This is a genomic window from Sphingopyxis alaskensis RB2256 (genome assembly GCF_000013985.1).
Lineage (GTDB): Bacteria > Pseudomonadota > Alphaproteobacteria > Sphingomonadales > Sphingomonadaceae > Sphingopyxis > Sphingopyxis alaskensis.
On record NC_008048.1, the window covers coordinates 1,060,373 to 1,082,640 of the forward strand.

At 65.8% G+C, this 22,268-nt stretch carries 24 protein-coding genes; 10 read left to right on the top strand and 14 right to left on the bottom strand.

Annotated elements, in window-relative coordinates; translation table 11 throughout:
• Positions 1 to 30: 30 nt before the first annotated feature.
• The 3 genes from guaB to SALA_RS05185 all read left to right on the top strand — a co-directional run bounded on the left by guaB (position 31) and on the right by SALA_RS05185 (position 3,413).
• Entirely contained in the window at positions 31 to 1,488 is a 1,458-nt protein-coding gene (gene guaB / locus SALA_RS05175; protein ID WP_011541332.1) for an IMP dehydrogenase, read from the top strand.
• A 171-nt stretch (positions 1,489 to 1,659) separates the two neighbouring features.
• Complete coding sequence (locus SALA_RS05180; protein WP_011541333.1) at positions 1,660 to 2,850, top strand: RsmB/NOP family class I SAM-dependent RNA methyltransferase; 1,191 nt, start codon at positions 1,660 to 1,662, stop codon at positions 2,848 to 2,850.
• Between the two features lie 32 nt (positions 2,851 to 2,882).
• Positions 2,883 to 3,413 (top strand): tetratricopeptide repeat protein, encoded by a 531-nt coding sequence (locus SALA_RS05185; protein ID WP_011541334.1) that lies wholly within the window; start codon positions 2,883 to 2,885, stop codon positions 3,411 to 3,413.
• A 414-nt stretch (positions 3,414 to 3,827) separates the two neighbouring features.
• Here the strand turns inward: SALA_RS05185 and SALA_RS05190 are convergent, their stop codons facing one another.
• Together SALA_RS05190 and SALA_RS05195 are read right to left on the bottom strand one after the other, a co-directional pair.
• Positions 3,828 to 4,811, bottom strand: a complete 984-nt coding sequence (locus SALA_RS05190; protein ID WP_011541335.1) for an agmatine deiminase family protein — start codon at positions 4,809 to 4,811, stop codon at positions 3,828 to 3,830.
• Positions 4,812 to 4,829: 18 nt separating this feature from the next.
• Positions 4,830 to 6,521: a M28 family metallopeptidase gene (locus tag SALA_RS05195; protein ID WP_011541336.1), complete on the bottom strand. Its 1,692-nt coding sequence runs from the start codon at positions 6,519 to 6,521 to the stop codon at positions 4,830 to 4,832.
• A gap of 610 nt (positions 6,522 to 7,131) precedes the next feature.
• Here SALA_RS05195 and SALA_RS05205 point away from each other — a divergent pair.
• From SALA_RS05205 to SALA_RS05220, 4 genes are all read left to right on the top strand, one after another.
• The gene (locus SALA_RS05205; protein ID WP_011541337.1) at positions 7,132 to 7,947 is read left to right on the top strand and encodes a ferredoxin--NADP reductase; all 816 of its coding nucleotides are present in this window, start codon (positions 7,132 to 7,134) and stop codon (positions 7,945 to 7,947) included.
• 69 nt (positions 7,948 to 8,016) lie between these two features.
• Entirely contained in the window at positions 8,017 to 8,649 is a 633-nt protein-coding gene (locus SALA_RS05210) for a lysophospholipid acyltransferase family protein (RefSeq protein ID WP_011541338.1), read from the top strand.
• The gene (locus SALA_RS05215) at positions 8,646 to 9,455 is read left to right on the top strand and encodes a DUF1295 domain-containing protein (protein WP_011541339.1); all 810 of its coding nucleotides are present in this window, start codon (positions 8,646 to 8,648) and stop codon (positions 9,453 to 9,455) included. The genes SALA_RS05210 and SALA_RS05215 overlap by 4 nt, the downstream gene beginning before the upstream one ends.
• Entirely contained in the window at positions 9,431 to 9,835 is a 405-nt protein-coding gene (locus tag SALA_RS05220) for a hypothetical protein (RefSeq protein WP_011541340.1), read from the top strand. Before SALA_RS05215 ends, SALA_RS05220 begins: the two co-directional genes overlap by 25 nt.
• A 65-nt stretch (positions 9,836 to 9,900) precedes the next feature.
• Here SALA_RS05220 and SALA_RS05225 read toward each other — a convergent pair whose 3' ends face one another.
• The 3 genes from SALA_RS05225 to SALA_RS05235 form a co-directional block, all read right to left on the bottom strand.
• A complete protein-coding gene (locus tag SALA_RS05225; protein WP_011541341.1) occupies positions 9,901 to 10,791 on the bottom strand; it encodes an RcnB family protein in 891 nt (296 codons plus the stop codon).
• 111 nt (positions 10,792 to 10,902) lie between these two features.
• Complete coding sequence (locus SALA_RS05230) at positions 10,903 to 11,442, bottom strand: (2Fe-2S)-binding protein (protein WP_011541342.1); 540 nt, start codon at positions 11,440 to 11,442, stop codon at positions 10,903 to 10,905.
• 27 nt (positions 11,443 to 11,469) lie between these two features.
• Complete coding sequence (locus SALA_RS05235) at positions 11,470 to 12,234, bottom strand: class II aldolase/adducin family protein (RefSeq protein WP_011541343.1); 765 nt, start codon at positions 12,232 to 12,234, stop codon at positions 11,470 to 11,472.
• 277 nt (positions 12,235 to 12,511) lie between these two features.
• Here SALA_RS05235 and rpsU point away from each other — a divergent pair, with 277 nt between their 5' ends.
• Positions 12,512 to 12,718, top strand: a complete 207-nt coding sequence (gene rpsU / locus SALA_RS05240) for a 30S ribosomal protein S21 (protein WP_003047635.1) — start codon at positions 12,512 to 12,514, stop codon at positions 12,716 to 12,718.
• 198 nt (positions 12,719 to 12,916) lie between these two features.
• On the opposite strand, the gene SALA_RS05245 is transcribed toward rpsU, so the two are convergent.
• A complete protein-coding gene (locus SALA_RS05245) occupies positions 12,917 to 13,846 on the bottom strand; it encodes an isopenicillin N synthase family dioxygenase (RefSeq protein WP_011541344.1) in 930 nt (309 codons plus the stop codon).
• Positions 13,847 to 13,977: 131 nt separating this feature from the next.
• Between SALA_RS05245 and SALA_RS05250 the strand changes: the two genes are divergently transcribed.
• On the top strand, positions 13,978 to 14,403 hold the full coding sequence (locus tag SALA_RS05250) for an EVE domain-containing protein (RefSeq protein ID WP_011541345.1): 426 nt from the start codon (positions 13,978 to 13,980) through the stop codon (positions 14,401 to 14,403).
• Between the two features lie 38 nt (positions 14,404 to 14,441).
• Here SALA_RS05250 and SALA_RS05255 read toward each other — a convergent pair whose 3' ends face one another.
• From SALA_RS05255 to SALA_RS05285, 7 genes are all read right to left on the bottom strand, one after another.
• Positions 14,442 to 14,765 carry a PilZ domain-containing protein gene (locus tag SALA_RS05255; RefSeq protein WP_192807452.1) on the bottom strand — a complete coding sequence of 108 codons (324 nt, stop codon included), beginning with the start codon at positions 14,763 to 14,765 and terminating at the stop codon, positions 14,442 to 14,444.
• Between the two features lie 229 nt (positions 14,766 to 14,994).
• On the bottom strand, positions 14,995 to 15,396 hold the full coding sequence (gene arfB, locus SALA_RS05260; protein WP_041383109.1) for an alternative ribosome rescue aminoacyl-tRNA hydrolase ArfB: 402 nt from the start codon (positions 15,394 to 15,396) through the stop codon (positions 14,995 to 14,997).
• Entirely contained in the window at positions 15,389 to 16,072 is a 684-nt protein-coding gene (locus SALA_RS05265; RefSeq protein WP_011541347.1) for an RluA family pseudouridine synthase, read from the bottom strand. Before SALA_RS05265 ends, arfB begins: the two co-directional genes overlap by 8 nt.
• 53 nt (positions 16,073 to 16,125) lie before the next feature.
• A complete protein-coding gene (locus tag SALA_RS05270; protein WP_011541348.1) occupies positions 16,126 to 17,268 on the bottom strand; it encodes a cell wall hydrolase in 1,143 nt (380 codons plus the stop codon).
• A 9-nt stretch (positions 17,269 to 17,277) separates the two neighbouring features.
• The gene (cysK, locus tag SALA_RS05275; protein ID WP_011541349.1) at positions 17,278 to 18,198 is read right to left on the bottom strand and encodes a cysteine synthase A; all 921 of its coding nucleotides are present in this window, start codon (positions 18,196 to 18,198) and stop codon (positions 17,278 to 17,280) included.
• The gene (locus tag SALA_RS05280) at positions 18,195 to 19,508 is read right to left on the bottom strand and encodes an MFS transporter (RefSeq protein WP_011541350.1); all 1,314 of its coding nucleotides are present in this window, start codon (positions 19,506 to 19,508) and stop codon (positions 18,195 to 18,197) included. The genes cysK and SALA_RS05280 overlap by 4 nt, the downstream gene beginning before the upstream one ends.
• 352 nt (positions 19,509 to 19,860) lie before the next feature.
• A complete protein-coding gene (locus SALA_RS05285) occupies positions 19,861 to 21,159 on the bottom strand; it encodes an RsmB/NOP family class I SAM-dependent RNA methyltransferase (protein ID WP_041383110.1) in 1,299 nt (432 codons plus the stop codon).
• A 52-nt stretch (positions 21,160 to 21,211) separates the two neighbouring features.
• Between SALA_RS05285 and SALA_RS05290 the strand changes: the two genes are divergently transcribed.
• The gene (locus tag SALA_RS05290; protein WP_049754593.1) at positions 21,212 to 21,421 is read left to right on the top strand and encodes a DUF1674 domain-containing protein; all 210 of its coding nucleotides are present in this window, start codon (positions 21,212 to 21,214) and stop codon (positions 21,419 to 21,421) included.
• 59 nt (positions 21,422 to 21,480) lie between these two features.
• Here the strand turns inward: SALA_RS05290 and SALA_RS05295 are convergent, their stop codons facing one another.
• On the bottom strand, positions 21,481 to 22,260 hold the full coding sequence (locus tag SALA_RS05295) for a SapC family protein (RefSeq protein ID WP_011541352.1): 780 nt from the start codon (positions 22,258 to 22,260) through the stop codon (positions 21,481 to 21,483).
• Between the last annotated feature and the right edge of the window lie 8 nt (positions 22,261 to 22,268).

Here is a 22,268-nt window from a genome sequence, read left to right on the forward strand (position 1 = left end):
GCACCGCCTTGCAGCAGAAAGTGGCGACCCATGGAAATCATCACCGGCCTGACCTTCGACGATGTGCTGCTGGTGCCGGGCGCGTCGGACATCTTGCCGTCGGACGCCAATCTGGCGACGCAGTTGACCAGCGAGATCAGCCTCAACATTCCGATCCTGTCGTCGGCGATGGATACGGTGACGGAAGCCGACATGGCGATATTGATGGCGCAGATCGGCGGCATCGGCGTCCTCCATCGCAACCTGACCATCGAGGAGCAGGCCGCCGCCGTCCGGCAGGTCAAGCGGTTCGAGAGCGGGATGATCGTCAACCCGATCACCATTACCCCCGACGCGCCGCTTTCCGATGCCACCGCGCTGATGAACCAGCACCGGATTTCGGGTATTCCCGTCGTCGAAAGCGGCGGCAAGCTCGTCGGCATCCTGACGCACCGCGACGTGCGTTTCGCCGACAATCCGGGCCAGCCGGTGCGCGAGTTGATGACCGCCGAAAATCTGGCGACCGTCCGCCCAGGCGTCGGGCAGGACGAGGCGCGCAGGCTGCTCCACCAGCGGCGCATCGAAAAGCTGCTGGTCGTTGACGACGACTATCACTGCATCGGCCTGATCACCGTCAAGGATATGGAAAAGGCGGTCAATTTCCCCGATGCGACGAAGGATGCCAGCGGCCGCCTGCGTGTCGCGGCGGCGACGAACACCGGCGACAGCGGGGTCGAGCGCGCCGAGGCGCTGCTGGACGCCGAATGCGACCTGATCGTCGTCGACACGGCGCACGGCCACAGCAAGGGCGTCGGGCAGACCGTCGAGCGCATCAAGAAATTGTCGAACCGGGTGCAGGTTCTCGCGGGCAATGTCGCGACGGGCGACGCGACCAGGGCGCTGATCGATGCGGGCGCGGACGGGGTCAAGGTCGGCATCGGCCCCGGCTCGATCTGCACGACGCGCGTCGTCGCGGGGGTCGGCGTGCCACAGCTGACCGCGATCCTCGACAGCGTCGAGGCGGCGGCGAAGCTCGGCGTGCCGGTGATTGCCGATGGTGGCTTGCGCACCTCGGGCGACATCGCCAAGGCGCTGGCTGCGGGCGCGTCGAGCGTCATGGTCGGCTCGCTGCTCGCGGGGACGGCCGAGGCGCCGGGCGAAACCTTCCTCTTTCAGGGGCGCACCTATAAAAGCTATCGCGGTATGGGCAGCGTCGGCGCGATGGCGCGCGGCAGCGCCGACCGCTATTTCCAGCAGGATATCAAGGACCAGATGAAGCTGGTGCCCGAAGGGATCGAAGGCCAGGTGCCGTTCAAGGGGCCTGCGAAGGACGTGATTCACCAGCTTGTCGGCGGCGTGAAGGCGGCGATGGGTTATACGGGAAGCCGGACGCTCAAGGATCTGCGCGAGCGCGCGAAGTTCGTGCGCATCACCAACGCGGGGCTGCGCGAAAGCCATGTCCACGATGTCGCGATCACGCGCGAGGCGCCGAATTACCCGGCGGGCTGAGGATAATAGAATGCGCGGCGACGTTGCTTCGGCGAGCCCTTCCCCTTCAGCGGAGGGGTTGGGGTGGGGCTCATCGGCCTTGCGCAAGGCCGATGAGCTCCACCCGCTGCGACTAAGCCAGCAAGCTGGCAAGTCTCGCTGCCCTCCCCTGAAGGCGAGGGCGCAGGTTCAATGACCCCCGCTGCGCGCATCCAGACCGCCATCGAAATCCTCGACGCCATCGCTGCCGCCGCGCGCGAGGGCGGGGCGCCTGCGGACGCGATCCTTGCCGAAGCGATGCGCGCGCGCCGCTATGCGGGGTCGAAGGACCGCCGTGCGATCCGCGCGCTCGTCTATGACGTGATCCGCGCCGTGCGCTCGGCGCCCGAGTCGGGCCGCGCGGCGATGCTCGCGCTTGCCGATGCGCAGCCCGGCCTAGCGGCGCTGTTCGACGGTTCGGCTTATGGCCCGGCGCCGATCGCCGCCGACGAGCCGCGCGCGCAGACAGGCGTTGCCGCCGAGGCGCTGATCGACCTCTTCGACCCGCTCGTCGGCGAGGAAGAGCATGACTCGCTGCTGGCACGCGCGCCGCTCGACCTTCGCGTCAATCGGATCAAGGCGGGGCGCGCTGACCTCGAGACACTGTTTCCCGAAGGCGCGCCGATCCCCGGCGCGCCCGACGGATGGCGCCTGCCGCCCGAAACCGCCGCAGCCCAGCACCCCGCCTATGCTGAAGGCGCGTTCGAGGTGCAGGATGCCGCAAGCCAGTACGCGTCGGCCGCGCTGGCCGCCGCGCCGGGGCAGGCGATCGTCGATCTGTGCGCCGGTGGCGGGGGCAAGACGCTCGCGATCGCTTCGCTGACCGGCAATGCGGCTGACATCCTTGCCTGCGACACCAATCGTGCGCGCCTGCAACAATTGCCGCGGCGTGCCGAACGGGCCGGCGCAACGCGGATCGCAACCCGGCTGCTCAATCCGGGGCAGGAAGTTGCGATGCTCGCCGACTGGCAGGGGAGGGCGGATCGCGTTTTCGTCGATGCGCCCTGTTCGGGCAGCGGCACCTGGCGGCGCAGCCCCGAACTGCGCTGGCGGCTCACCCCTGCGCGGCTCGACCGCCATCTCGGCGATCAGGCGAAGCTGATCGACCTCGGCGCCGATCTGGTGGCGCCGGGCGGCAAACTCCTTTATGCTGTCTGCTCGATCATCGCGCGCGAGGGGCGGGCACAGGTGGCTGATTTTCTGAACCGGCATCCCGGCTGGACGGCCGACGCCGACTATCTTCCCGGCGGTGTCGGGCGCGCCGCGGGCGCCGGTTTCCTGCTGACTCCGGCGCACGACGGCTGCGACGGATTTTTTCTCGCACGGCTGACATCGCCATGTTAGCATCATCGGCATTCAACCGATGGGAGAGAGCGATGCGCATCACTTTGCTGGCCCTTGGCGCCGGTCTTGTTCTGGCCAGCCTGCCGACCGCCTCCGATGCACAGCGCGCCGACAACGACATTCTCCCGCGCTCGATCGCGCTCCAGCAGGAAGGACAAAGGGCGCAGGAGGTCGGCGATCTGAACCTTGCAATCGACTATTATGAATCGGCGCTCGCAGCCGATCCGCGCAACCGTTCGGCGATCATCGCGCTGGCGCAGGTTGCGCGCGCGCAGGGCCTGCCGGGGAAGGCCATCGGCCTTTATCGCGAGGCGCTGTTGCTCGAACCGAATGACATTGTCGCGCTGACCGGACAGGGCGAAGCACTGGCCGACAAGGGGGCGCTCGAACTGGCGCGCGAAAAACTCGCCGAGGCTGAGCGCGTGTGCAAGGGCGAATGCCCGCGGGTCGCGCAACTCGAAAAGACGATCGCCGCCAATGCGTCAAAGCGCGTCGTTGCCGCCGAGGCCCTGGTGCCAAAGCCGGTGGTCGCCACGGTGAAGCCGGCCAGCGGCCAGAATTGAGCGTCGCATTCGGGAGCGGCGCGCTTGTCCGGGTTGCAACCGGAAACAGCGGCTACCACCGACTGCGTTTTTTTTGCGCGAAGGATCGCGTTGGAACAGCGGGCACGTCTTCCATCGTCATTTGGGCGAAGGCCGGGATGACGGATAAGCTGATGACGGGAATCACCTCCCGGCCCCGATGCGCCCATCCGCCGTCCAAAGCACTGTCCTGCATGGATGGGCTGTGCCAGTAGCGGTGCGGTTCTTTCAACATGGGGACAAAGCAGTCACTGTCCGGCGTGGGGGTGCGTGCAGGAACCGGTCGCGGCATTATATGCCGGGCGTGGATATGCCGGGCGTGGCAAATCCGGGGGCTGCACCCGGCTGAACTTTCCTGAACTCTGGTTCGCGTCGGCACGAACTGACCCGCGCGCCTCAGTCCGGAAGCTGCTGGCTCGAGCAATGGAAGCTGCCCCCGCCGACGATGATGCCGCGGGCGGGGACGCCGACCGCGCGGCGGTCGGGGAAGAGCGCGGCGAGCGTATCGACCGCGGCCTGATCGTTCGCGACGCCATAGGTCGGCACGACCACGGTGCTGTTCCCGATATAGAAGTTCATATAGCTCGCCGCGGCGATCTCCCCGTTCAGCTCGATGCGGCCGGGCGAGGGCAGGTCGACGATCTCGACCCCGCCGAACGCCACCGTTCGCGCGCGCGCATCGGCGTAGACGGCGGCGTTGGGATCGTCATCGCCCGCCGCGACCGGCAGCGCGAGGCGCCCCTCGCCGACGAAGCGCGCGAGATTGTCGACGTGGCCGTCGGTGTGATCGCCGATGAGGCCATGGCCGAGCCACAACAGCCGCTCGATCCCCAGCGACTGGTGCAACCGCACCGCGATATCCTCGCGTGTCAGTGACGGATTGCGGTTGATATTGAGCAGGCATTCCTCGGTCGTGACGCAGAGCCCCGTGCCGTCGACGTCGATAGCGCCGCCTTCGAGCACCCAGTCCTGATCATCGACCGGCAAGCCGCTCTGACCGGCCAGCGCAGCGCCCACTTCCAGATCGCCCGGCATGACGAACTTCTCGCCCCACCAGTTGAACCGGAAATTGCGGGCGCGTCGCGCTGCGCCGGTACCGACGACGATCGGGCCGGTGTCGCGCAGCCAGATGTCGCCAAGCGGCTGGACGAGGATCTTGACGCCCGGATCGATGAGTGCCGCGGCGATGTCCGCCTGCCGTTCGTCATTGACGACCAGCCGCACTTCTTCGCCGCGGCCTCCGTCGTGGACGGCGTTGGCGAAGGCGGCGACATCGCGCCGTCCTTCGTCGATTGCGCCCGCCCACTCCTCAGCGAGGTGCGGGAAACCGATCCAGACGGCCCTGTGCGGCGCCCATTCGGCAGGCATTCTCAGCGTCATGGGCGCGCGCTTTCCGGATTATTTTGCTGCGGCGCGCGACTTGTCGCGGGCGGCGCGGAACTCGTCGCCTTCGTTCCAGTTCGGCCACGCATCGGTCATCGCGAGCATCCGCCCCGCCGCATAATAGAGGCGCAGGTCCGACATCATGCCCTCCCAGTTGGTGATCGCCTCATATTCGTCGTCGGGGGCGTGATAGCGATTCTTTTCATAGTCTTCGGCCGCTTTCTGACCCGCCTCGACGCCGCCATCGACCAGATCGTCGCCGCTGCCGAAATTGAACATCGGGACGCCCAGCTTGGCGAAGCTGAAATGATCCGACCGGTAATAGAAACCCTTTTCGGGGGTCGGTTCGGGCTTGACCGTGCGACCCTCCATCCGGGCGAGTTTCTCGACATAGGCGTCAAGTTCGGACTTGCCGGCCCCGACCACGACGATGTCCTTCGCCGGCCCGACCGCGTTCAGCGCATCCATATTCACGCCGCCGACCGTCTGCGACAATGGGAAGACCGGGTTTTCGGCGTAGTATTTCGATCCGAGCAGGCCCGATTCCTCGGCGGTGACGGCAAGAAAGACGATGCTGCGATCGGGCGCGCCCGCCTGCTTGAACGCCTTCGCCAGCGTCACGAGCCCTGCGATACCGCTCGCATTGTCGACCGCGCCGTTGCAGATGTCGTCGCCGTCGACGGGCGTGCAGCGGCCCAGATGATCCCAATGACCCGTGTAAAGCACATATTCGTCGGGCCGCTTGGCGCCCGGCAGCACACCGATGACGTTGCGCGACATTTTCTTGGCGATGTCATTGTCGAAGGCAAAGCTCGCCTTCACCCCGGCCAGCGGCACGGGCTTGAACCCCTTTTGTTTCGCCGCCTCGCGCAGCTTGTCGAAATCCTGTCCCGCGCTTGCGAAGAGTTCCTTCGCCTTGGCCAACTGGATCCAGCCATTGGCAATCGTTTGGTCGGCGCCGCCATTCTTGCTTTCGGCCAGATATTGCGTGCCCGTATTGCTCGATTCGACGACGTTCCAGCCATAGGCGGCAGGCTCGGTGTCGTGAACGATCAGCACGGCGGCGGCTCCCTGCCGCGCAGCTTCCTCATATTTGTATGACCAGCGGCCGTAATAGGTCATGGCGCGGCCGTTGAACGGGCCTTCGGTTTCCCTGTTTTCCCAGTCGGGATCGTTCACCAGGACAACGACCGTCTTGCCCTTCACATCCAGCCCGGCATAGTCGTTCCAGCCCTTTTCGGGGGCATTGATGCCATATCCCACGAACACGACGTCGCTGTCCTTGACTTCGGTCCTCGGCTGGACGCGGTAGCTGAACGCGACATAATCCTTGGCATATTGTGCCGTCACGGGCGTCTTGCCGCCGGTGAAGGTCAGCGGGGTGGCGTTCTTCGCGGTGATTTCAACCAGCGGCACGTCCTGTGTCCAGCGGCCGTTGTTGCCGGGCTGCAAGCCCGCTTCCCTGTATTTCTTGATGATGTAGGCGACGGTCTTTTCTTCGCCCGCGGTGCCGGGCGCACGCCCTTCATAGGCGTCGGACGACAATTCTCTCGTTACTTCCTGCAAGGTTGCGAGCGATAGTTGGGGAATCTCGACATCGGGGATCGCGGTGGCGGCATTTTTCTGTGGGTCGGCGCTGCCGTTGCACGCGGCGAGCAACGCCAGCGCGGCAAGGCCGGCGACCTTGAGCGGGGGGGGGATAGGCATAAGGCTCCTCTTTGTAATAATGTTACGACCCTGCCAGAGCGCGAGCGACGGTGCAACTATCAAGCGCCGGCAACGTCCGCTGCCCCCCAAACGGGCGCGATCCAGCCGCCGGGCGGGGCGATCGACGCTGGAGGTCGAGGAGAAAATGGTCCACGCGCCGGGTGTTCGGTTCCCGCGCGTGATCGTGCAGGATCTTCATTTTCGCCATGGCAATCATTGTCGGCCAGATCGGACACGGCGCCGCCAGGGCCGCGGACGCCGTTCGAGCGGAGCGGCAGCGACCACAGGTGTTGGTCGCACGGTTCGCGAAACCGCAGGGGATCAGCGCGAAGACGGCCATCCGTCGGCAAGGCAGACAGTCCGGCCGAGACCCTGTCGATCGGCTCGAAGAAGAGGTTCCGACGGCCGACGCCTTCATTTATTGCAAATGAGTTGCACTAACATATATATCGGACGCCGAACGGAATGATTCGCCGCGCCTTCCGGTTTCAGTGACGCAAGCAATTCTGCTTGGACCTGACGCCGGGATTTCGCTTGGGTGAAACCCGGACGCCGGTGCGCTGCGACATCGCGCGCGACCGGTGCGACGACCATCAGGAAAGCCGAGACAATGAGTAACCGTATTGCCGCCGCCGCCAAACTTGCCCCCTCCGCCTCGTTGACCGTCGAGAACGTGCGGTCGGTGCGGCACTGGAACGAGCATCTGTTCAGCTTCACGATCACGCGGCCGCCGAGCTTTCGTTTCCGGTCGGGTGAGTTTGTGATGATCGGGCTGCCGGGTGAGGGGCGGCCGCTGCTGCGCGCCTATTCGATCGCCAGCCCCGCCTATGCCGACGAGCTGGAGTTCCTGTCGATCAAGGTGCCTGATGGTCCGCTGACCTCGCGGCTCCAGCTGATCCAGCCGGGCGATCCGGTCTATCTCGGCCGCAAGCCGACGGGGACGCTCGTTGCCGATGCGCTGCTTCCCGGCCAGCGGCTGTTCCTGCTGTCGACGGGTACGGGGCTGGCGCCCTTCCTGAGTCTGGTGCGCGATCCCGATATTTACGAGCGGTTCAGCCAGATCCAGCTTGTCCATTGCGTCCGGCAGGTGAGCGACCTGGCATTCCGCGATGCGCTGGAAAGCCAGCTCGCGGGCGATCCGCTGGTGCAGGACCAGGCGCTGCTGCAATTCCATTACCTGCCGACAGTGACGCGCGAGCCGTTCCGCACCACGGGGCGTATAGATGCGCTGATCGACGGCGGGCAGCTCTTTGGCCATCCGCTGACCGGCCCTGCGCATTTCGACCCCGCGACCGACCGCGTGATGATGTGCGGCAGCATGGCGATGATCCGCGACTTCGAGGCGCGCTTCGAGGCGCTGGGCTTCAGGGAAGGGTCGAACGCCGCGCCGGGCGATTTTGTGATCGAACGGGCCTTCGTGGGCTAAGCGGCCTGGCTCCCCCCTTGCGCGGGGCGCGGCTTTCGCGCAATCCGACGTCGGGAGAGAGGAGCCGGCGTGACGAGGATCGACGACAATCCGCCGGGGGTGGTGGCGCGCGCGGTGCGCCGCCTGTTGCTGCTGCTCTATCGGATGCGCGGGTGGAAGGCGGTGGGCGTGGTGCCCGAACCGCGGCGCTTTATCATCATTGCGGCGCCGCATACGAGCAATTGGGATTTCGTCAACTTCCTGGGGCTCACCGCCGACCTTAAGCTGCGGCCCTATTTCATGGCGAAGCTGTCGTTGTTCCGTTGGCCGATCGGCGGCTTTATCCGCCAGATGGGCGGGGTGCCGGTCGATCGGCGCGGCGGCGGCGGCGACGTCGTGCAGATGATTGGCGAGTTCGCCCGCCGCGAGGAGTTCATGCTGACCGTCGCGCCCGAAGGTACGCGCGGCAAGGCGGCGAAGTGGCGCACCGGATTTTACCAGATTGCGCTCGGCGCCAAGGTCCCGCTGGTCGTCGGGCTGATGGATTATGGCACCAAGACCGGCGGGCTGGGGCCGCTGATCTGGCCGACGGGCGATTTTCGCGCCGACATGCAAAAGGTGTTCGAGGTCTATAAAAGCTGTATCCCCAAATATCCCGACCGGGCGGTGCGCTCGATCGACGATATTGTCGGGGGCGACACGGACGAAGAGAGGCCGATATGAGCGAGATAGCGGGACTTTTGGCGGTCAATTTCACGGGGCTGCTGGCGGTGATCCTTCTCCTCTGGGCATTTGCGGCGACGATCCGCGACGTGTCGTTCATCGACGCCTTCTGGGCGTTCGGGATGGTGCTGCTCGCATGGGGGAGCGCCGCGCAGGCGGAGATCGTTGGCGCCCATGCAAAGCTGCTGCTCGGTCTCACGTCGCTGTGGGGGCTGCGGCTCGCGATCCATCTGGCGCTGCGCTGGGTGCGCGAGGGCGAAGACCCGCGCTACACCCGGATTTTGGCAAAAACGATGGAGACGCGCGGCTGGAGCTGGGCAAAGGCGGCGCTGCTCACCGTGTTCCTGACGCAGGCGCCGCTGCTGTTCGTCACCTGCCTGCCCGCACAGATCGGCATCTGGGCGAGCGCGGGGGAGGGCGTCGGCATCATCGGCTGGGTCGGCGCGGCGGCGGCGCTGACGGGCATCGCGTTCGAGAGCATCGGCGACGCGCAGCTCCATGCCTTTCGCCGTAATCCCGCGAACAAGGGGCGGGTGCTCGACACGGGGCTGTGGCGCTATACGCGGCATCCCAATTATTTCGGAGACGCGCTGAGCTGGTGGGGCATCTGGATCGTCGTACTCGACATCGGCTGGCCGCCGGCGCTGGCGAGCCTGATTGGTCCGGTCTTTCTGACCTTCACGCTCACCAAATGGTCGGGCAAGGCGCTGCTCGAAAAGGGGCTGCACAAGACGCGGCCCGACTATGCCGCCTATGTTGAACGCACGTCGGGGTTCGTGCCATGGCCGCCAAAGACGAAGGTCTAGGCGGCGCGGTCGCCGCGGCCGACGCGAAAGCACTGGGCGACGCGCCGCGCATTCGCGCGATCCTGATCGAAGCGGCGCGCGCGGAGCGCAGCATCAGCTATTCGGAGCTGCTCGGCGAGTTGGGGTTCCGCTTCACACGGCCCAAGATGCGCGCATTGTGCAAGACGCTGGCCGAGGTCGACCGGCTGTGTGCGCTCGACGGCGAGCCCGACCTCGCGGTGCTGGTGGTGCGCGAGAGCGACCGGCTGCCGGGGCAGGGGTGGTGGGTCGGCGGCACGGCGCTGCTGCTCGGTTACGACGGGCCGTGGCAGGGCGCGGCGGCGGCGCGCTTCGTTCGCGAGCAACAGCAGGCGGTGTTCGATTATTGGAAGGGCCGCTGAAACGGCGCGAAAAAGGGGGCCGGCGAACCGGCCCCCAGTTTGTCATTCCGGTAACCGAAAGGATATTACCAGAAGAAATCGTAGATCACGTCGACCACCTCACCGGTATAGGTATCGACGAGCAGCGCGTCGTCATAATAGCGGATCCAGCGATAGCCCCCATAGGCGGGCGGCAGGCGGTAGTAGCCCGGATCGTTGATCCAGTAGCGCGGGCTGTAGAACAGCGAACCGAGCGTGAAACCGATGGAGAAGCGCGTGTAGCCATAGCCGCGATAGGGGTTGTAGTAGCGCGGCATCCGGTAATAGCTGCGGTAGCGATCACGATAGCTGCGCCAGTCGTAGCGGCGGTCGCTACGCCAGTCGCGGTTCCAGCGATTGTGGTTGCGGTCCCAGCGGTCGTGGCGCCCGTCGCGATAGCGGCGGTCAACGTAACCGTTGCGGTTGCGATCCCAGCGCCGGTCGACGCGGTTGTCGTTGTTACGATCCCAGCGGCGATCGAGGTCGCCGTCGCGATTGCGGTCGTAACGCCGGTCGACGCGGCCGTTGTCGTTGCGGTCCCAGCGACGATCGACTTCGCCGTTGCGGTTGCGGTCCCAGCGACGGTCGATGTGCCCGTCGCGGTTTCGATCATAGGCGCCGCCACGATCGCGCTCGGCCTGACGCGCCTCGCGCTGCTGTTGCCATTGCTGGCGCTGCGCCCGACGCTGCTGGTCGTCGCGGCCCTGCCACTGCTGGCGTTGCTCGCTATTGCGCTCGGCGCGCATTTCGCTGCGATGCTGGCGCTGCGGACGGGTTTCGCCGCCGCGATTGCCACCGCGGCGCACCTCGGGACCGCGCGGGCCACGATCGTCGCGCTGCGCGATCTGGATTCGTTCGCCCGATGACTGCGCTGCGGCGGGGGTGATCGGGGTCAGGATCGTCGCGGCGATCAGCAACCCTCCAAACATCTTTTTCATCTCGCCATTCTCCAACTCACGTCCCGATCGCTGGAGACGCCAGCCGGGATGATGAATCGATTCTTACCCGAGGCAAGATGATCGATGGCTGACCGCGCCGTTGCCCGCGGTTCAGCTTTCGGGGCGCAGCGCCGGTACCGCGCGCGCGGCGTCTTCGGGCCGGATGCCGGGCGGCGGCGCGGCGGCGATGCGTTCCTCGCCGCGCATGACCCGCGCTGCGAGGCGGATCGCGGCGCGAATGCGCGGATAGGTGCCACAGCGGCAGATATTGGTCATCGCGGCATCGACTTCGGCATCGCTTGGGTTGCTGTTCTTGCGGAGCAGCACGGCGGCGGCCATGATCATCCCTGACTGGCAGAAACCGCATTGCGGCACCTGTTCGGCGACCCACGCCTGTTGAACGGGGTGGCTACGGTCGCGCGTCAGGCCCTCGATCGTCGTGACGAAGCGGCCTTCGCATTCGGCGATGGTGACCAGGCAGCTGCGGATCGCCTCGCCGTCGATGTCGACGGTGCAGGCACCGCAATCGCCGGTGCCACAGCCATATTTGGTGCCGGTAAGGTTCGACGCATCGCGCAGCGCCCAAAGCAGCGGGGTTTCGGGCTCCATGCGATATTCGACCGGACGGTCGTTGACCGAGAATCGCGTCATGCCGCCCCTGTTAGCGCAGCGAGCGGATTAGTCACGCCAACTTGTGTCGATCTTGTCGACCTTGCGTACCATCGCGTCGAACTCGGCCTTGCCCGACTGGCCGGGGATCGCCGCCATATAAAGGTCGCGCTGGTGGACCTTGATGACCTCTTCGTCGACAAGGATCGGCTTGCCCATGCTCATCGTCGCGAGCTGGATCTCGCATGCGCGCTGGAGCGCCCAATATTTGATGAAGGCGTCGGTGAGCGATTTGCCCATCACGACGGGGCCGTGATTGCGCAGCATCAGGATGCGCTTGTCGCCGAGATTCCTGACCAGCCGCTCGCCCTCTTCCTCGCGTACCGTCACACCCTCGAAATCATGATAGGCGAGCTGCCCCATGAAGTTGCAGGCATAGAAGTTGGTCGGTTGGAGTCCTCCCTCGAGCCCGCATACGGCCATCGTCGCGGTGGTGTGGGTGTGGATGATCGCGTGCGCGTCGGGCAATATGCGGTGGAACAGGCTGTGCTGGACGAAACCCGCCTTGTTGACGTGCCAGGGATTATCCTCGTCGAGCTTGTTGCCGTCGATGTCGATCTTGATGAGGCTCGATGCAGTGACCTCGCTGAAGTGCATGCCATAGGGGTTGATGAGGAAGGCGCCGTCCTGATCGGGCACCTTCACCGTGATGTGGTTGAAGATCAGCTCGTCCCAGCGCATCATCGCAAAGATGCGGTAGCAGGCGGCGAGTTCCTGCCGTGCGGTCCATTCGGCTTCGCTATATTTGCTGTTGCGCTTGAGCTGGGTGGCCATGTTCCTGTCCCTTGGATGATTGGTTTCGTCCTGCTACTTATGCCACAAGGCGCATGTTCGGCACAATCCCGCGTGCGGACACAGGGCGTGTGCGGAGCGGGCAGCGCGCTTCACCCCCTTTACGCTTGCATTTCGGGGCGAATCCCTTTAGTTGGCCCTCAACCGGAACGTCGCGCTTTCGCGGCGCTCTTTTTATTGCCCGAATATCGGCGGTTTGCGGCAGACCGGATGACCCGGCGGCCCGGACTGTTTTGACGAACAGGAGACGACACGGTTTATGCAGATCATCGTTCGCGACAATAATGTCGACCAGGCCCTTCGCGCGCTCAAGAAGAAGCTGCAGCGCGAGGGTGTGTATCGCGAAATGAAGCTGCGCCGTCATTACGAAAAGCCCAGCGAAAAGCGCGCCCGCGAGCGCGCCGCCGCCGTCCGCCGCGCCCGCAAGATGGAACGCAAGCGGATGGAGCGCGACGGGATCAAGTAAGACCCGTTCCCGTTCGGGATCCAGTTCGTGAAAAGGGCGCTGCGGCAACGCGGCGCCCTTTTTCGTTTTGGTGTACAAGCGAGCGAGAGGAGAGGGCGGTTGCCCGCCTTCACCTCATTCTTCCCTCGGCGTCATTGCTTCGCTTCGCTCGCAATGACGACAGCACGCCGCTCTATCGCGCTCTAAGGGAATAACCGCCTATTTCTTCAGCCCGATTTCGCGCAGGCGTTCCTGCAGATAATCGTCGGCGGTGATCGGTGTCGGGTAGAGGTCGGGGTGATCGGCGTCGATGCAGTTGTCCAGCGTCTCGATCAGATAGTCCGAACGGAAATGCAGGAAGAAGGGCATCGAATAGCGCGCGACGCCGGCGCGGCCTTCGTCGGGGTTGCGGACGCGGTGCGTCGTCGAGGGGAGGCGGTTGTTCGTCAGCCGCTGAAGCATGTCGCCGACATTGACCGCCATCGCGCCCGGCGGCGGCGAAACGGGAAGCCAACTGCCGTCCTTGTCGAGAATCTCGAGCCCCGCTTCCTCGGCGCCGAGCAGGAGGGTGATGGTGTTGATGTCCTCATGCGCTTCGGCGCGGATGCCTTTGGCGGGCGCCTCGACCGGCGGATAGTGAAGCAGGCGCATGACGCTGTTGCCGTCCTTCACCGTGTCATCGAAGAAATCGGGGGCGAGGCCGAGATAGCGTGCGATGCCCGACAAAAGCTGGCCGCCCACCCGGTCGAACTCGGCAAACAGCCTCTCAAAAACGGCGCGAAACCCTTCGATCTCTGCCGGCCAGACATTGTTCGGCTGTTGCGCGGCAAGCGGGTGGCCGGGCGGCAGGTCGCGCCCGACATGCCAGAACTCTTTCAGGTCGACCTCTTTCGCGCCCTTGGCGATTTCGGTTCCGAAGGGTGTGTAGCCGCGCGCGCCGCCGCCGCCGGGGATATGATAGGCACGCTTGACTGCTTCCGGCAGCGCGAAAAACGCCTTGGCCTTGGTCCAGGCCTCGTCGATCAGCGTGAGGTCAATGCCGTGATCGGTGATCATCGCAAAGCCGAAGCGTTCGAACGATCCTCCGAAATCACGGGCAAACCGGTCGGCGGAAAGGGCCAGGGAAATGACGGGGACGGCAGCGGTCATGCAATGAAATCCATTTGACAAGGGGCGGCGCCAGGCGGCGCGTCATGACTCGCGATTTAGGCGCTGCGACGCGCGGGTTAAAGGGAAAAAGGCGGTTTCGCCGCGCGCGCGCCTAAGCTAAGTGCCCGCGCATGGGCAAACAATATTGGCTGATGAAATCCGAACCCGACGCCTATGCGTGGGGCCAGCTCGTCAAGGACGGCACGGGCATCTGGGACGGGGTGCGCAATCACACCGCGAAACTGAATTTGATGGCAATGAAGAAGGGCGACGAAGCGCTTTTTTATCACAGCAATATCGGCAAGGAATGCGTCGGGATTATGGAGATCACCGAAGAGAGCTTCCCCGACCCGACCGCCGAGGAAGGATCACCGTGGGTGGTGGTGCGCGTTGCGCCCGTGCGCGCGCTGACGCACCCGGTGACGCTGGCGGCGATCAAGGCCGAGCCGCGACTGGCCGACATGGACCTGATCCGCCAGTCGCGCCTGTCGGTCGGACGCGTGACGCCGACCGAATGGCAGCTGATTTTGAAGATGTCGGAGACGGCGGCGGGCTGAACATCCTGCCGATGATCGCGTCATCGAACGCACAGAAATCAGCGCAGGTTGATCTGCAGATGTTTCGCGACCGACGGGTGGAGCGGGTGGACGAACTCACAGCCGTAATTATTGCCGTCGGCGCGGCGCACGACGGCTTCGAGCGGCTGGAGACCGGGCAGACTCACCCAGATATGCTTGCCGATCTGCGGCCGGAAAAAAGTGACCATGCGAAAACCGGTCGACGACAGGTCGAACAGTTCGACGTCGAAGGGATTGAGCCCCGGCTCGCGATAGCGCGCCCGGCCGCGGACCGGCGCGCGCTCGGCGCCGCGTGCCCTTTGGGGCGCCGATCCGATTTCGATGCTGCTATATTCCAACACGGCCATGATCCCCGTTTGTCGCTGTCTGACAGGCAGGATAGGTCTGCGTTGGTTACCCCGAAATGAAGCCATATGGTAAAGGCTTGCGCGCTGCTGTTCCATAATGGGTCGGAACCCTAGTTGTAGGCTTTCAGGAGGTTGTTCATCCGGTCATTCCTCCAGCGCTGACGTTTCGCGACATCAGTCTGGCCCGGTCAGACCGGATGAACAACCTCCTGAAAGCCTACATCTAGTCGGACGGTCGCACGCGACCGCGCCCCGCCTTGACCGCGCTTCGCGCCTTTTTGCCATCGACGCGCCGCGCCTTTGCCGCCTTGCTCGGCCTGGTCTTGATGCGGCGTTCGGGGCGGACGAGCGCGGCGTCGATCAGTTCGGACAGGCGCGCGCGCGCATCGGCGCGGTTCGCCTCCTGCGTTCGGAAGCGACGCGCGAGGATGACGAGTTCGCCGTCCGCGGTGAGCCTGCTGCCCGCGAGCGCCTTGAGACGGCGGAAGGCATCGGGAGGCAGGCCGAGCGCGTAGACATTGACGCGGAGCTGGCACGCGGTCGCGACCTTGTTGACATTCTGGCCACCCGGCCCCGACCCCGCGAGGAACTTTTCGCGGATCGCCTGTTCGGGCAGCTCAGCCACGGGTCGGCGCGGCTCCCTCGGGCGGCTGGAATCCCATTGCCGCGAAAGCCTCCGGAAAGGGCGCCTCGGCAATGATTGGCGGCTTGACGTCACGGCTGACGACCAGCCGTTCGGCGTGAAGCAATGTGCGCCCCTTCGCGCCGCCGCGGCCATAGACGGGGTCGCCCGCGAGTGGAAAGCCAAGCCCCTCGATCGCGTGGACGCGAAGCTGGTGGGTGCGGCCGGTTTCGGGGCGGAAGCGCAGCAGCGCGCGGCCATCGGCGACCGCGAGTTTTTCCCAGTGCGAGATCGAGGGTTTTCCAGCGGGGTCAACGACCATCCGCCAGCCCGCTTCGGCGGTCGAGGTCTTGGCGAGCGGCAGGTCGATCGTGCCGCCATCGTCGGCGGGGACACCGTCGATGATCGCGAGATATTGTTTTTCGACCTCGCGGTTTTCAAAGGCGCGGGTGAAACGGCCGTGCGCCTTGGGATTGCGGGCGAGTAGCAGACAGCCCGAAGTGTCGCGATCGAGCCGGTGCACGGGCAGCGGCCAGCGCTTGAAACCGAAGCGCAGCAAATCGAGATGGTTCTCGATGCTGAGGCTGCCGTCACGCGGGGCATCGACCGGAAGGCCGGCGGGCTTGTCGATGACGAGGGCTTCGCCATCGAGGAAGAGGACGCGATCGGAGAGAAGCATGGCGCGCTATAGGCCGTGCGGCGCGCGGGCGGAAGCCCCAAGCGAGTGCGCGCTCAGCGCTTCATGCACTGGCGCGCGTCGTCGCGCTTATATTCGCTGCAATTCCACAGCGCCTTTTCGAATCCCGCCTTGTCGTCGCGGAGGTAGGAGAAGCTCATCGCCGCGCGCTGCGTGTCGGTCATCGCATCGCTGTCGGGCTTCAGCACCGGATTGGTCCAGCCCATGAATTTGCAATAGGGCTGGTCGCCACAGAGGCGCAGCGCGGTGGCGACGAAGCTTTCGGGCGCGGCGCGGCGGTCGAGCTGGATATAGATGGTGTCGCGGCCCGCCGCCGCACCCATGCCCGGCACGATGCGCGCCGCGCCGACCGCGGCGTTGGCATCGACGGCCGCCATGTCGGCACGCAGGCCGAGCGCGAGCGCGTGGAGCGGCGAAATGGCGGCGAGTTTGGCGACCGGCCCGTCGCCGCCTGACACCGCGCCGCGAAAGGCGCCCGGCGTGCCCCAATAGCCCGGCCAGCGGAAAAAGAGGTGCGTATCGACAATCGCGATCTTTTCCAGGCTGTCGCTCCAATAGGGGCGCACCCAGTCGGTGTGATAATGGGTCGCGAGCCCGACCGCTGGATAGGTGCCGCCCGACAGCATCAGGTCTGCATTGCTCCGCGCGCGCTGCCACGCGGCGTCCGAATAGCGGCGCGCGAGTGCGCCGTCGCAGGTGAAGGTGAACTGGCAGCCGGTTGCGCGTTCGGAACCCTGGAACACCACGCCGCAGATCGATTTCGGGAAGGCGGGGTGGCGCGCACGGTTAAGCACAACCTGGCCCACCGCCTGCTGTCCGCGCGCATTGTCTCCCGCCTCGTAAAGCATCGCGGCGGCGAGGCAGTCGCGCGCGCGGGCACGGGCATCGCCGTTCCCGGCGTAGACGAAGGGGGGCGGGGCCGCGAAGCCCCTGGTAATGATGTCGATTTCGGCGTTCTGGGCGCGCGCGTCCGCCGCGGTAAGCGGTGCGAGCACCATTGGCGGCGCTTCAGGGACGACATCGGCGGGCGGCGCGACCGGCTGAGGACGCAGGGAGCGCGGGACGCTGTCGCCGCTCGCTTGGAGGACACCGCCGATCGCAAGCATCGCGAGCAGGACGAACAGCCAGCCCGTCCAGTCGTGCCGCCGCCGCGCCGGCTGATCGCTTGCAGCGCCCATGGCGGAAGGTCAGATTTCGGGCAGGAAGTCGGGCACCGACAGATAACGCTCGCCGGTGTCGTAGTTGAAACCGAGTACGCGGCTGCCCGGCGGCAGTTCGGCGAGCTTCTGCGCGATCGCGGCGAGCGTGGCGCCCGACGAGATGCCGACGAGCATCCCTTCCTCGGTCGCGGCGCGGCGTGCCATGTCCTTTGCGGCGGAAGCATCGACCTTGATGACGCCGTCGAGCAGGTCGGTGTGGAGGTTGCGCGGGATGAAGCCGGCACCGATACCCTGGATCGGGTGCGGCGCGGGCTGGCCGCCCGAAATGACCGGTGAGGCTTCGGGTTCGACCGCGAAGACCTTGAGGTTCGGCCAATGCTCTTTCAGGAATTGCGCGCAGCCGGTGATATGGCCGCCGGTGCCGACGCCGGTGACGAGCACGTCGATCGGCGTATCCCGGAAATCGGCAAGGATTTCGGGGCCGGTGGTGCGGATATGGACGTCGATGTTGGCTTCATTTTCGAACTGCTGCGGCATCCAGGCGCCGGGGGTCGTCTCGACGAGTTCGATCGCGCGCTCGATCGCTCCCTTCATGCCCTTTTCGCGCGGCGTGAGGTCAAAGGTCGCGCCATAGGCAAGCATCAGCCGACGGCGTTCGAGCGACATCGATTCGGGCATGACGAGCACGAGCTTGTAGCCCTTGACCGCCGCGGCCATCGCAAGTCCGATGCCGGTATTGCCCGAGGTCGGCTCGACGATCGTTCCGCCTTCCTTCAGGCTGCCGTCGCGTTCGGCCGCCTCGATCATCGCCAGGCCGATGCGGTCCTTGATCGAGCCGCCGGGGTTGCTGCGTTCCGATTTTACCCAGACTTCGGCGTCGGGAAAAAGCTTTGCCATGCGAATGTGCGGCGTGTTGCCGATGGTTTCGAGGATGGAATTGGCTTTCATGTCGATCCTGCCTTGAATTGAGGTTCAAAGGTACGCGCGCGGCGCAGTTCGGGAAATATCCACGCCCATAGCGCCGTCACGCCGATCGCGCCAGCACCGCCGATCACCACCGCGCCGACCGGTCCCAGTGCCGCGGCCATCGCACCCGCGCGCATTTCGCCAAGCTCGTTCGAGGCCGAGATGGCGAGGCCCGATGCGGCGCTGACGCGGCCGCGCATATGGTCTGGCGTGTTGAGCTGAATCAGCGTGCCGCGCACGAAGACCGAGAACATGTCGGCGGCACCCATGACGACGAGCAGGGCGAGCGAGAGGAGGAGGCTTGTCGAGTAGCCGAAGGCGACCGTCGTTGCGCCGAACACCGCGACCGCCCACAGCATCTTGACCCCGACATTGTGCTCGATCGGACGGATCGCGAGGCCCACCGCGACCGCGACCGAACCAAGGGCGACGGCGGCGCGCATCAGTCCGGCGCCCTCCGGCCCCGCGTCCAATATGTCGCGCGCGAAGACGGGAAACATCGCGGTCGCCCCGGCGAGCAGCACCGCGAACAAATCGAGCGTGATCGTGCCGAGCAGGAAGCGTTCGATCCAGACGAATTGCAGCCCGTCGACCATCTCGCGCAGCGGATGGCGGCGGACCGCGGCGGGCGGGGGCTGCACCGGGCGCACACGGCTCAGGGTGATGGCCGAGACGGCAAGGAGCACGGCGGCAAAGACATAGACCGACGCAGGGTGCGCCGCGTAGATGAGCCCGCCCGCAGCCGGGCCGATCACCGATGCCGACTGCCATGCGATGCTGCTCATCGCGATGGCGCGCGGCAGGACCGCGGGCGGAACGATATTCGGCGCGATCGCGCTCATTGCGGGACCCGAAAAGACGCGCGCGACGCCGTGCAATGCGGCGAGCGCAAAAAGCAGCCAGAGCGTCAGCCCGTCGACCCAGGTAAACCAGCCCAGCGTTGCGGCGATGAGGAGGTCGATGAGGTTCGAGAAGATCGCGACGCGCCGCCGCTCGAAGCGGTCGGCGGCCCAGCCGGCGACGGGGGTGAGCAGCGCGAGTGGGACGAACTGGACAAGGCCGAGCAGCCCGAGCTGGAACGACGCCTCCTTGATCGACATGCCATAGTCGGAGCGCGCGGTGTCGTAGAGTTGGTAACCGATGACGACGACCATCGCGATGGTCGCCATGACCGCAGTGAAACGCGCAAACCAATAATAGCGAAAGTCGGGAAAGCTGAGCGGCGAGGGGGCGTGGGGCGTCGCTTCCGGCATCACCGGATCTTCGCCTTCGGGGGGAGGGATCGATGCCATCGCGCCTGCCCCCTAGAGCGGCGTGCTGTATATCTGACCCACCGGGATTGCGTCAGGAAGCGTCTCGGACTTTGTCGCACTGCTTGTCCGGGCAACCAGCCCGGACTGCACAACGCTCCTCGCCGAGATGCTTCCTGACGCAACCGCAGGCGGCGGGCCGATCCTGGCCCATCGCAGCGTCGATCGTCGGTCACTATGCGGCAGCATCGCTCCCTCCTCTCTTCTCGCGCTGGGCCAAATCGGCTCCGTCTCGGTGAATCAGATATACGGCACGCCGCTCTAAACGGCTTTTCGCGGCTGTCCAGATGTCAGCGCTGCCAAGCGTTCGGGCGGAAACCGTCGGATGGCGCGATCAAGCGTCTGGCGCACGAAGGCGGGCGATGAAGAAGCCGTCGAGTCCGCCCGCGTCGGCGATCTGGCCGGGGAGCGTACGGACGCAGCCGTTGATGTCGGGGGTGATGCCCGTTGCCAGTTCGTCGGGTCGCGCCGCGTCAATCGCCCAGCCGCGATGCGCGTCGAGAAAGGCCGCGACCTGATCCTCGCCCTCGGCGCGTTCGAGCGAGCAGGTCGCGTAGACGAGTGTGCCGCCGGGTTTGACCCATTTCGCGGCGCGCGCTAGCAATCCGGCCTGTAACGTTGCCATTTCTTCGATTTGTCGCGGCTCGATGCGGTGGATCACGTCGGGATGGCGGCGGAAAATGCCCGTCGCCGAACAGGGGGCGTCGAGCAGCACGGCATCGGCCGCGGCATCGGGTTCCCATGTGCGGATGTCGCCTTGCACGATTGTGGCGGCAAGGCCGGTGCGCGTGAGGTTGGCGCGCAGCCGCTCGAGGCGCCTGGCGCTCGAGTCGACCGCGGTGACCGCCCAGTTGGCGGCGGCGAGCTGCATCGTCTTGCCGCCGGGCGCCGCGCAAAGGTCGAGAATGGTCCGCCCGGCGCCCGCGCCGAGAAGGCGCGCGGGCAGGCTGGCGGCGAGATCCTGCACCCACCAGCCGCCTTCGGCGAAACCCGGCATCGCCTCGACCGCCTGCCCGCGCGGAAGGCGGCGGTGGCGCGGTGCGAGGGCGACGGCATCGGGCCATTCGTCGGGGGCGGGTTCGGCAGCGAAGCTGAGGTCGATCGGTGGCGGGACGCTCCAGCTTTCGGCGGCGGCTTCGATCATCGTGGCGCCCCATTGCGCGGTCCAGCGCTCTGCCGCGGCGGGCGGCAAGGACGCACGCGCCGGCAGTTCCCACTTTTCCTTCTGTGCACGCGACAGGATCGCGTGGACAAGACGCCGCGGGCCGCCATCGACGAGGGGAAGCGCAGTCGCGACCACGGCGTGGCCGGGGCTTTTGAGCACGAGCAACTGCGCGAGTGCGATCCTGAGCACCGCGCGCGATTTGACATCGTCGGGCAACGGCTGCGCGGTCGCGCCGTCGACCAGCGCGTCGATGTCGGTCATCCAGCGCAGCGCTTCGGACGCGATGGCGACGGCAAAGGCACGGTCGGCGCCGACCAGCCCTTGCGCCGCGGCGTGCATTGCAACGTCGAGCGGGTCGCCGCGGCGCACGATCGCGTCGAGCAGGCGCAGCGCGGCGCGGCGCGGCGCGAGGCCCGGCGGATCGGCCTCGCCGCGCGGTCGCCTCCGGGAGGAACGGCGATCAGCCATGACGGGCCGTGGCATGGTTGGCGAGACGCATCAATGATCCTATAGGACGGGCATGACCGACAAGAGCGAAGAGGCGACCATCGGCGGAACCCCGCGCGCTGTAAAGCGCCCGCCGCATGTAAAGCCGCCCGCAGGCTGGACCAGTAGCCCGGTGCCGCCGCCCGCGCCGATCCGTGAGGATCGCGCCGAGGATCAACCCGGCGGTCGCAATCCGGTGCGCTATGGCGATTGGGAATTGAGGGGGATTGCTGTCGATTTCTGACCGACGCGGGAAAAAGCCGCCCCCCGCTTGATGGGGAGGCGGTGTTTTTCCGATGAAGCTCAGACGGCCGGAGCTTCGGTGACGAGTTGCATCTTGCCGCTCTTCACCTGTTCGGCGAAGACTTCGCGCATCAATTGCAGCGAGAAGAGGTGCGCGAAGATGAGGCCAAGGATGCCGTTTTGCATCAGCTTGCGCAGCACATCGCCGCGCAGCTCGCGCAGCTTGTTTTCGTCCACCATCTGGAACCCGCGATAGATATAGGGCTTGTCATTGCCTTCCTGCTGGATCGCGACTTCGCCGTCCATCAGCAGGTCAGCCTTTTTCAGCTCTTCCATGAACATGCCGGTGCGCTGGCCGGCTTCCTCGAAATTCTTGCAGAACTCGAGCACCGCCTTGACCTGGTCCGACGGCTGGCCGTCGACGAACAGCGCGTCGCCCTCGTCGAACTTGCCAATTGCGCCCGATGTCGGATCGAAACAGAGCGACAGCTCGTCGGTGTTCGGCTGAAGCTTGGCGAGCAGGAAGGGATAGCGGCGTATATAGGCCGGGACATAGACCGGATTGATCAGCTTGCCCTGATCGTCGACGAACGTATTGATGCCTTCGTTGAGGCCCATCAGCGCGAGCGGAACGGGATTGTCGCCAGCCGAGAAGACGATCGGGAAAAAGCGGCACGCCGAAACAAACTCGTCCGAGGTCAGCGGGACCGCGTGCTGGCCGACCAGGAACGCGGCGCTGTCGAGCGGGCGCGCGTGGAAATCGGCATGATCGACGCTCGAAAGCGGGGTGAGGTCTTTGTAGAACAGCGGCAGGTTGGCAGGTGCGGGCGCGGTGGCCATGGTCGAAC

What these genes read in the sequence shown, in the direction of transcription:
- guaB (WP_011541332.1), top strand. Translation starts at nt 31, where the DNA reads ATGGAAATCATCACCGGCCTGACCTTCGACGATGTGCTGCTGGTGCCG.
- SALA_RS05180 (WP_011541333.1), top strand. Translation starts at nt 1,660, where the DNA reads ATGACCCCCGCTGCGCGCATCCAGACCGCCATCGAAATCCTCGACGCC.
- SALA_RS05185 (WP_011541334.1), top strand. Translation starts at nt 2,883, where the DNA reads ATGCGCATCACTTTGCTGGCCCTTGGCGCCGGTCTTGTTCTGGCCAGC.
- SALA_RS05190 (WP_011541335.1), bottom strand. Translation starts at nt 4,811, where the DNA reads ATGACGCTGAGAATGCCTGCCGAATGGGCGCCGCACAGGGCCGTCTGG.
- SALA_RS05195 (WP_011541336.1), bottom strand. Translation starts at nt 6,521, where the DNA reads ATGCCTATCCCCCCCCCGCTCAAGGTCGCCGGCCTTGCCGCGCTGGCG.
- SALA_RS05205 (WP_011541337.1), top strand. Translation starts at nt 7,132, where the DNA reads ATGAGTAACCGTATTGCCGCCGCCGCCAAACTTGCCCCCTCCGCCTCG.
- SALA_RS05215 (WP_011541339.1), top strand. Translation starts at nt 8,646, where the DNA reads ATGAGCGAGATAGCGGGACTTTTGGCGGTCAATTTCACGGGGCTGCTG.
- SALA_RS05220 (WP_011541340.1), top strand. Translation starts at nt 9,431, where the DNA reads ATGGCCGCCAAAGACGAAGGTCTAGGCGGCGCGGTCGCCGCGGCCGAC.
- SALA_RS05225 (WP_011541341.1), bottom strand. Translation starts at nt 10,791, where the DNA reads ATGAAAAAGATGTTTGGAGGGTTGCTGATCGCCGCGACGATCCTGACC.
- SALA_RS05230 (WP_011541342.1), bottom strand. Translation starts at nt 11,442, where the DNA reads ATGACGCGATTCTCGGTCAACGACCGTCCGGTCGAATATCGCATGGAG.
- SALA_RS05235 (WP_011541343.1), bottom strand. Translation starts at nt 12,234, where the DNA reads ATGGCCACCCAGCTCAAGCGCAACAGCAAATATAGCGAAGCCGAATGG.
- rpsU (WP_003047635.1), top strand. Translation starts at nt 12,512, where the DNA reads ATGCAGATCATCGTTCGCGACAATAATGTCGACCAGGCCCTTCGCGCG.
- SALA_RS05245 (WP_011541344.1), bottom strand. Translation starts at nt 13,846, where the DNA reads ATGACCGCTGCCGTCCCCGTCATTTCCCTGGCCCTTTCCGCCGACCGG.
- SALA_RS05250 (WP_011541345.1), top strand. Translation starts at nt 13,978, where the DNA reads ATGGGCAAACAATATTGGCTGATGAAATCCGAACCCGACGCCTATGCG.
- SALA_RS05265 (WP_011541347.1), bottom strand. Translation starts at nt 16,072, where the DNA reads ATGCTTCTCTCCGATCGCGTCCTCTTCCTCGATGGCGAAGCCCTCGTC.
- SALA_RS05270 (WP_011541348.1), bottom strand. Translation starts at nt 17,268, where the DNA reads ATGGGCGCTGCAAGCGATCAGCCGGCGCGGCGGCGGCACGACTGGACG.
- cysK (WP_011541349.1), bottom strand. Translation starts at nt 18,198, where the DNA reads ATGAAAGCCAATTCCATCCTCGAAACCATCGGCAACACGCCGCACATT.
- SALA_RS05280 (WP_011541350.1), bottom strand. Translation starts at nt 19,508, where the DNA reads ATGGCATCGATCCCTCCCCCCGAAGGCGAAGATCCGGTGATGCCGGAA.
- SALA_RS05285 (WP_041383110.1), bottom strand. Translation starts at nt 21,159, where the DNA reads ATGGCTGATCGCCGTTCCTCCCGGAGGCGACCGCGCGGCGAGGCCGAT.
- SALA_RS05290 (WP_049754593.1), top strand. Translation starts at nt 21,212, where the DNA reads ATGACCGACAAGAGCGAAGAGGCGACCATCGGCGGAACCCCGCGCGCT.
- SALA_RS05295 (WP_011541352.1), bottom strand. Translation starts at nt 22,260, where the DNA reads ATGGCCACCGCGCCCGCACCTGCCAACCTGCCGCTGTTCTACAAAGAC.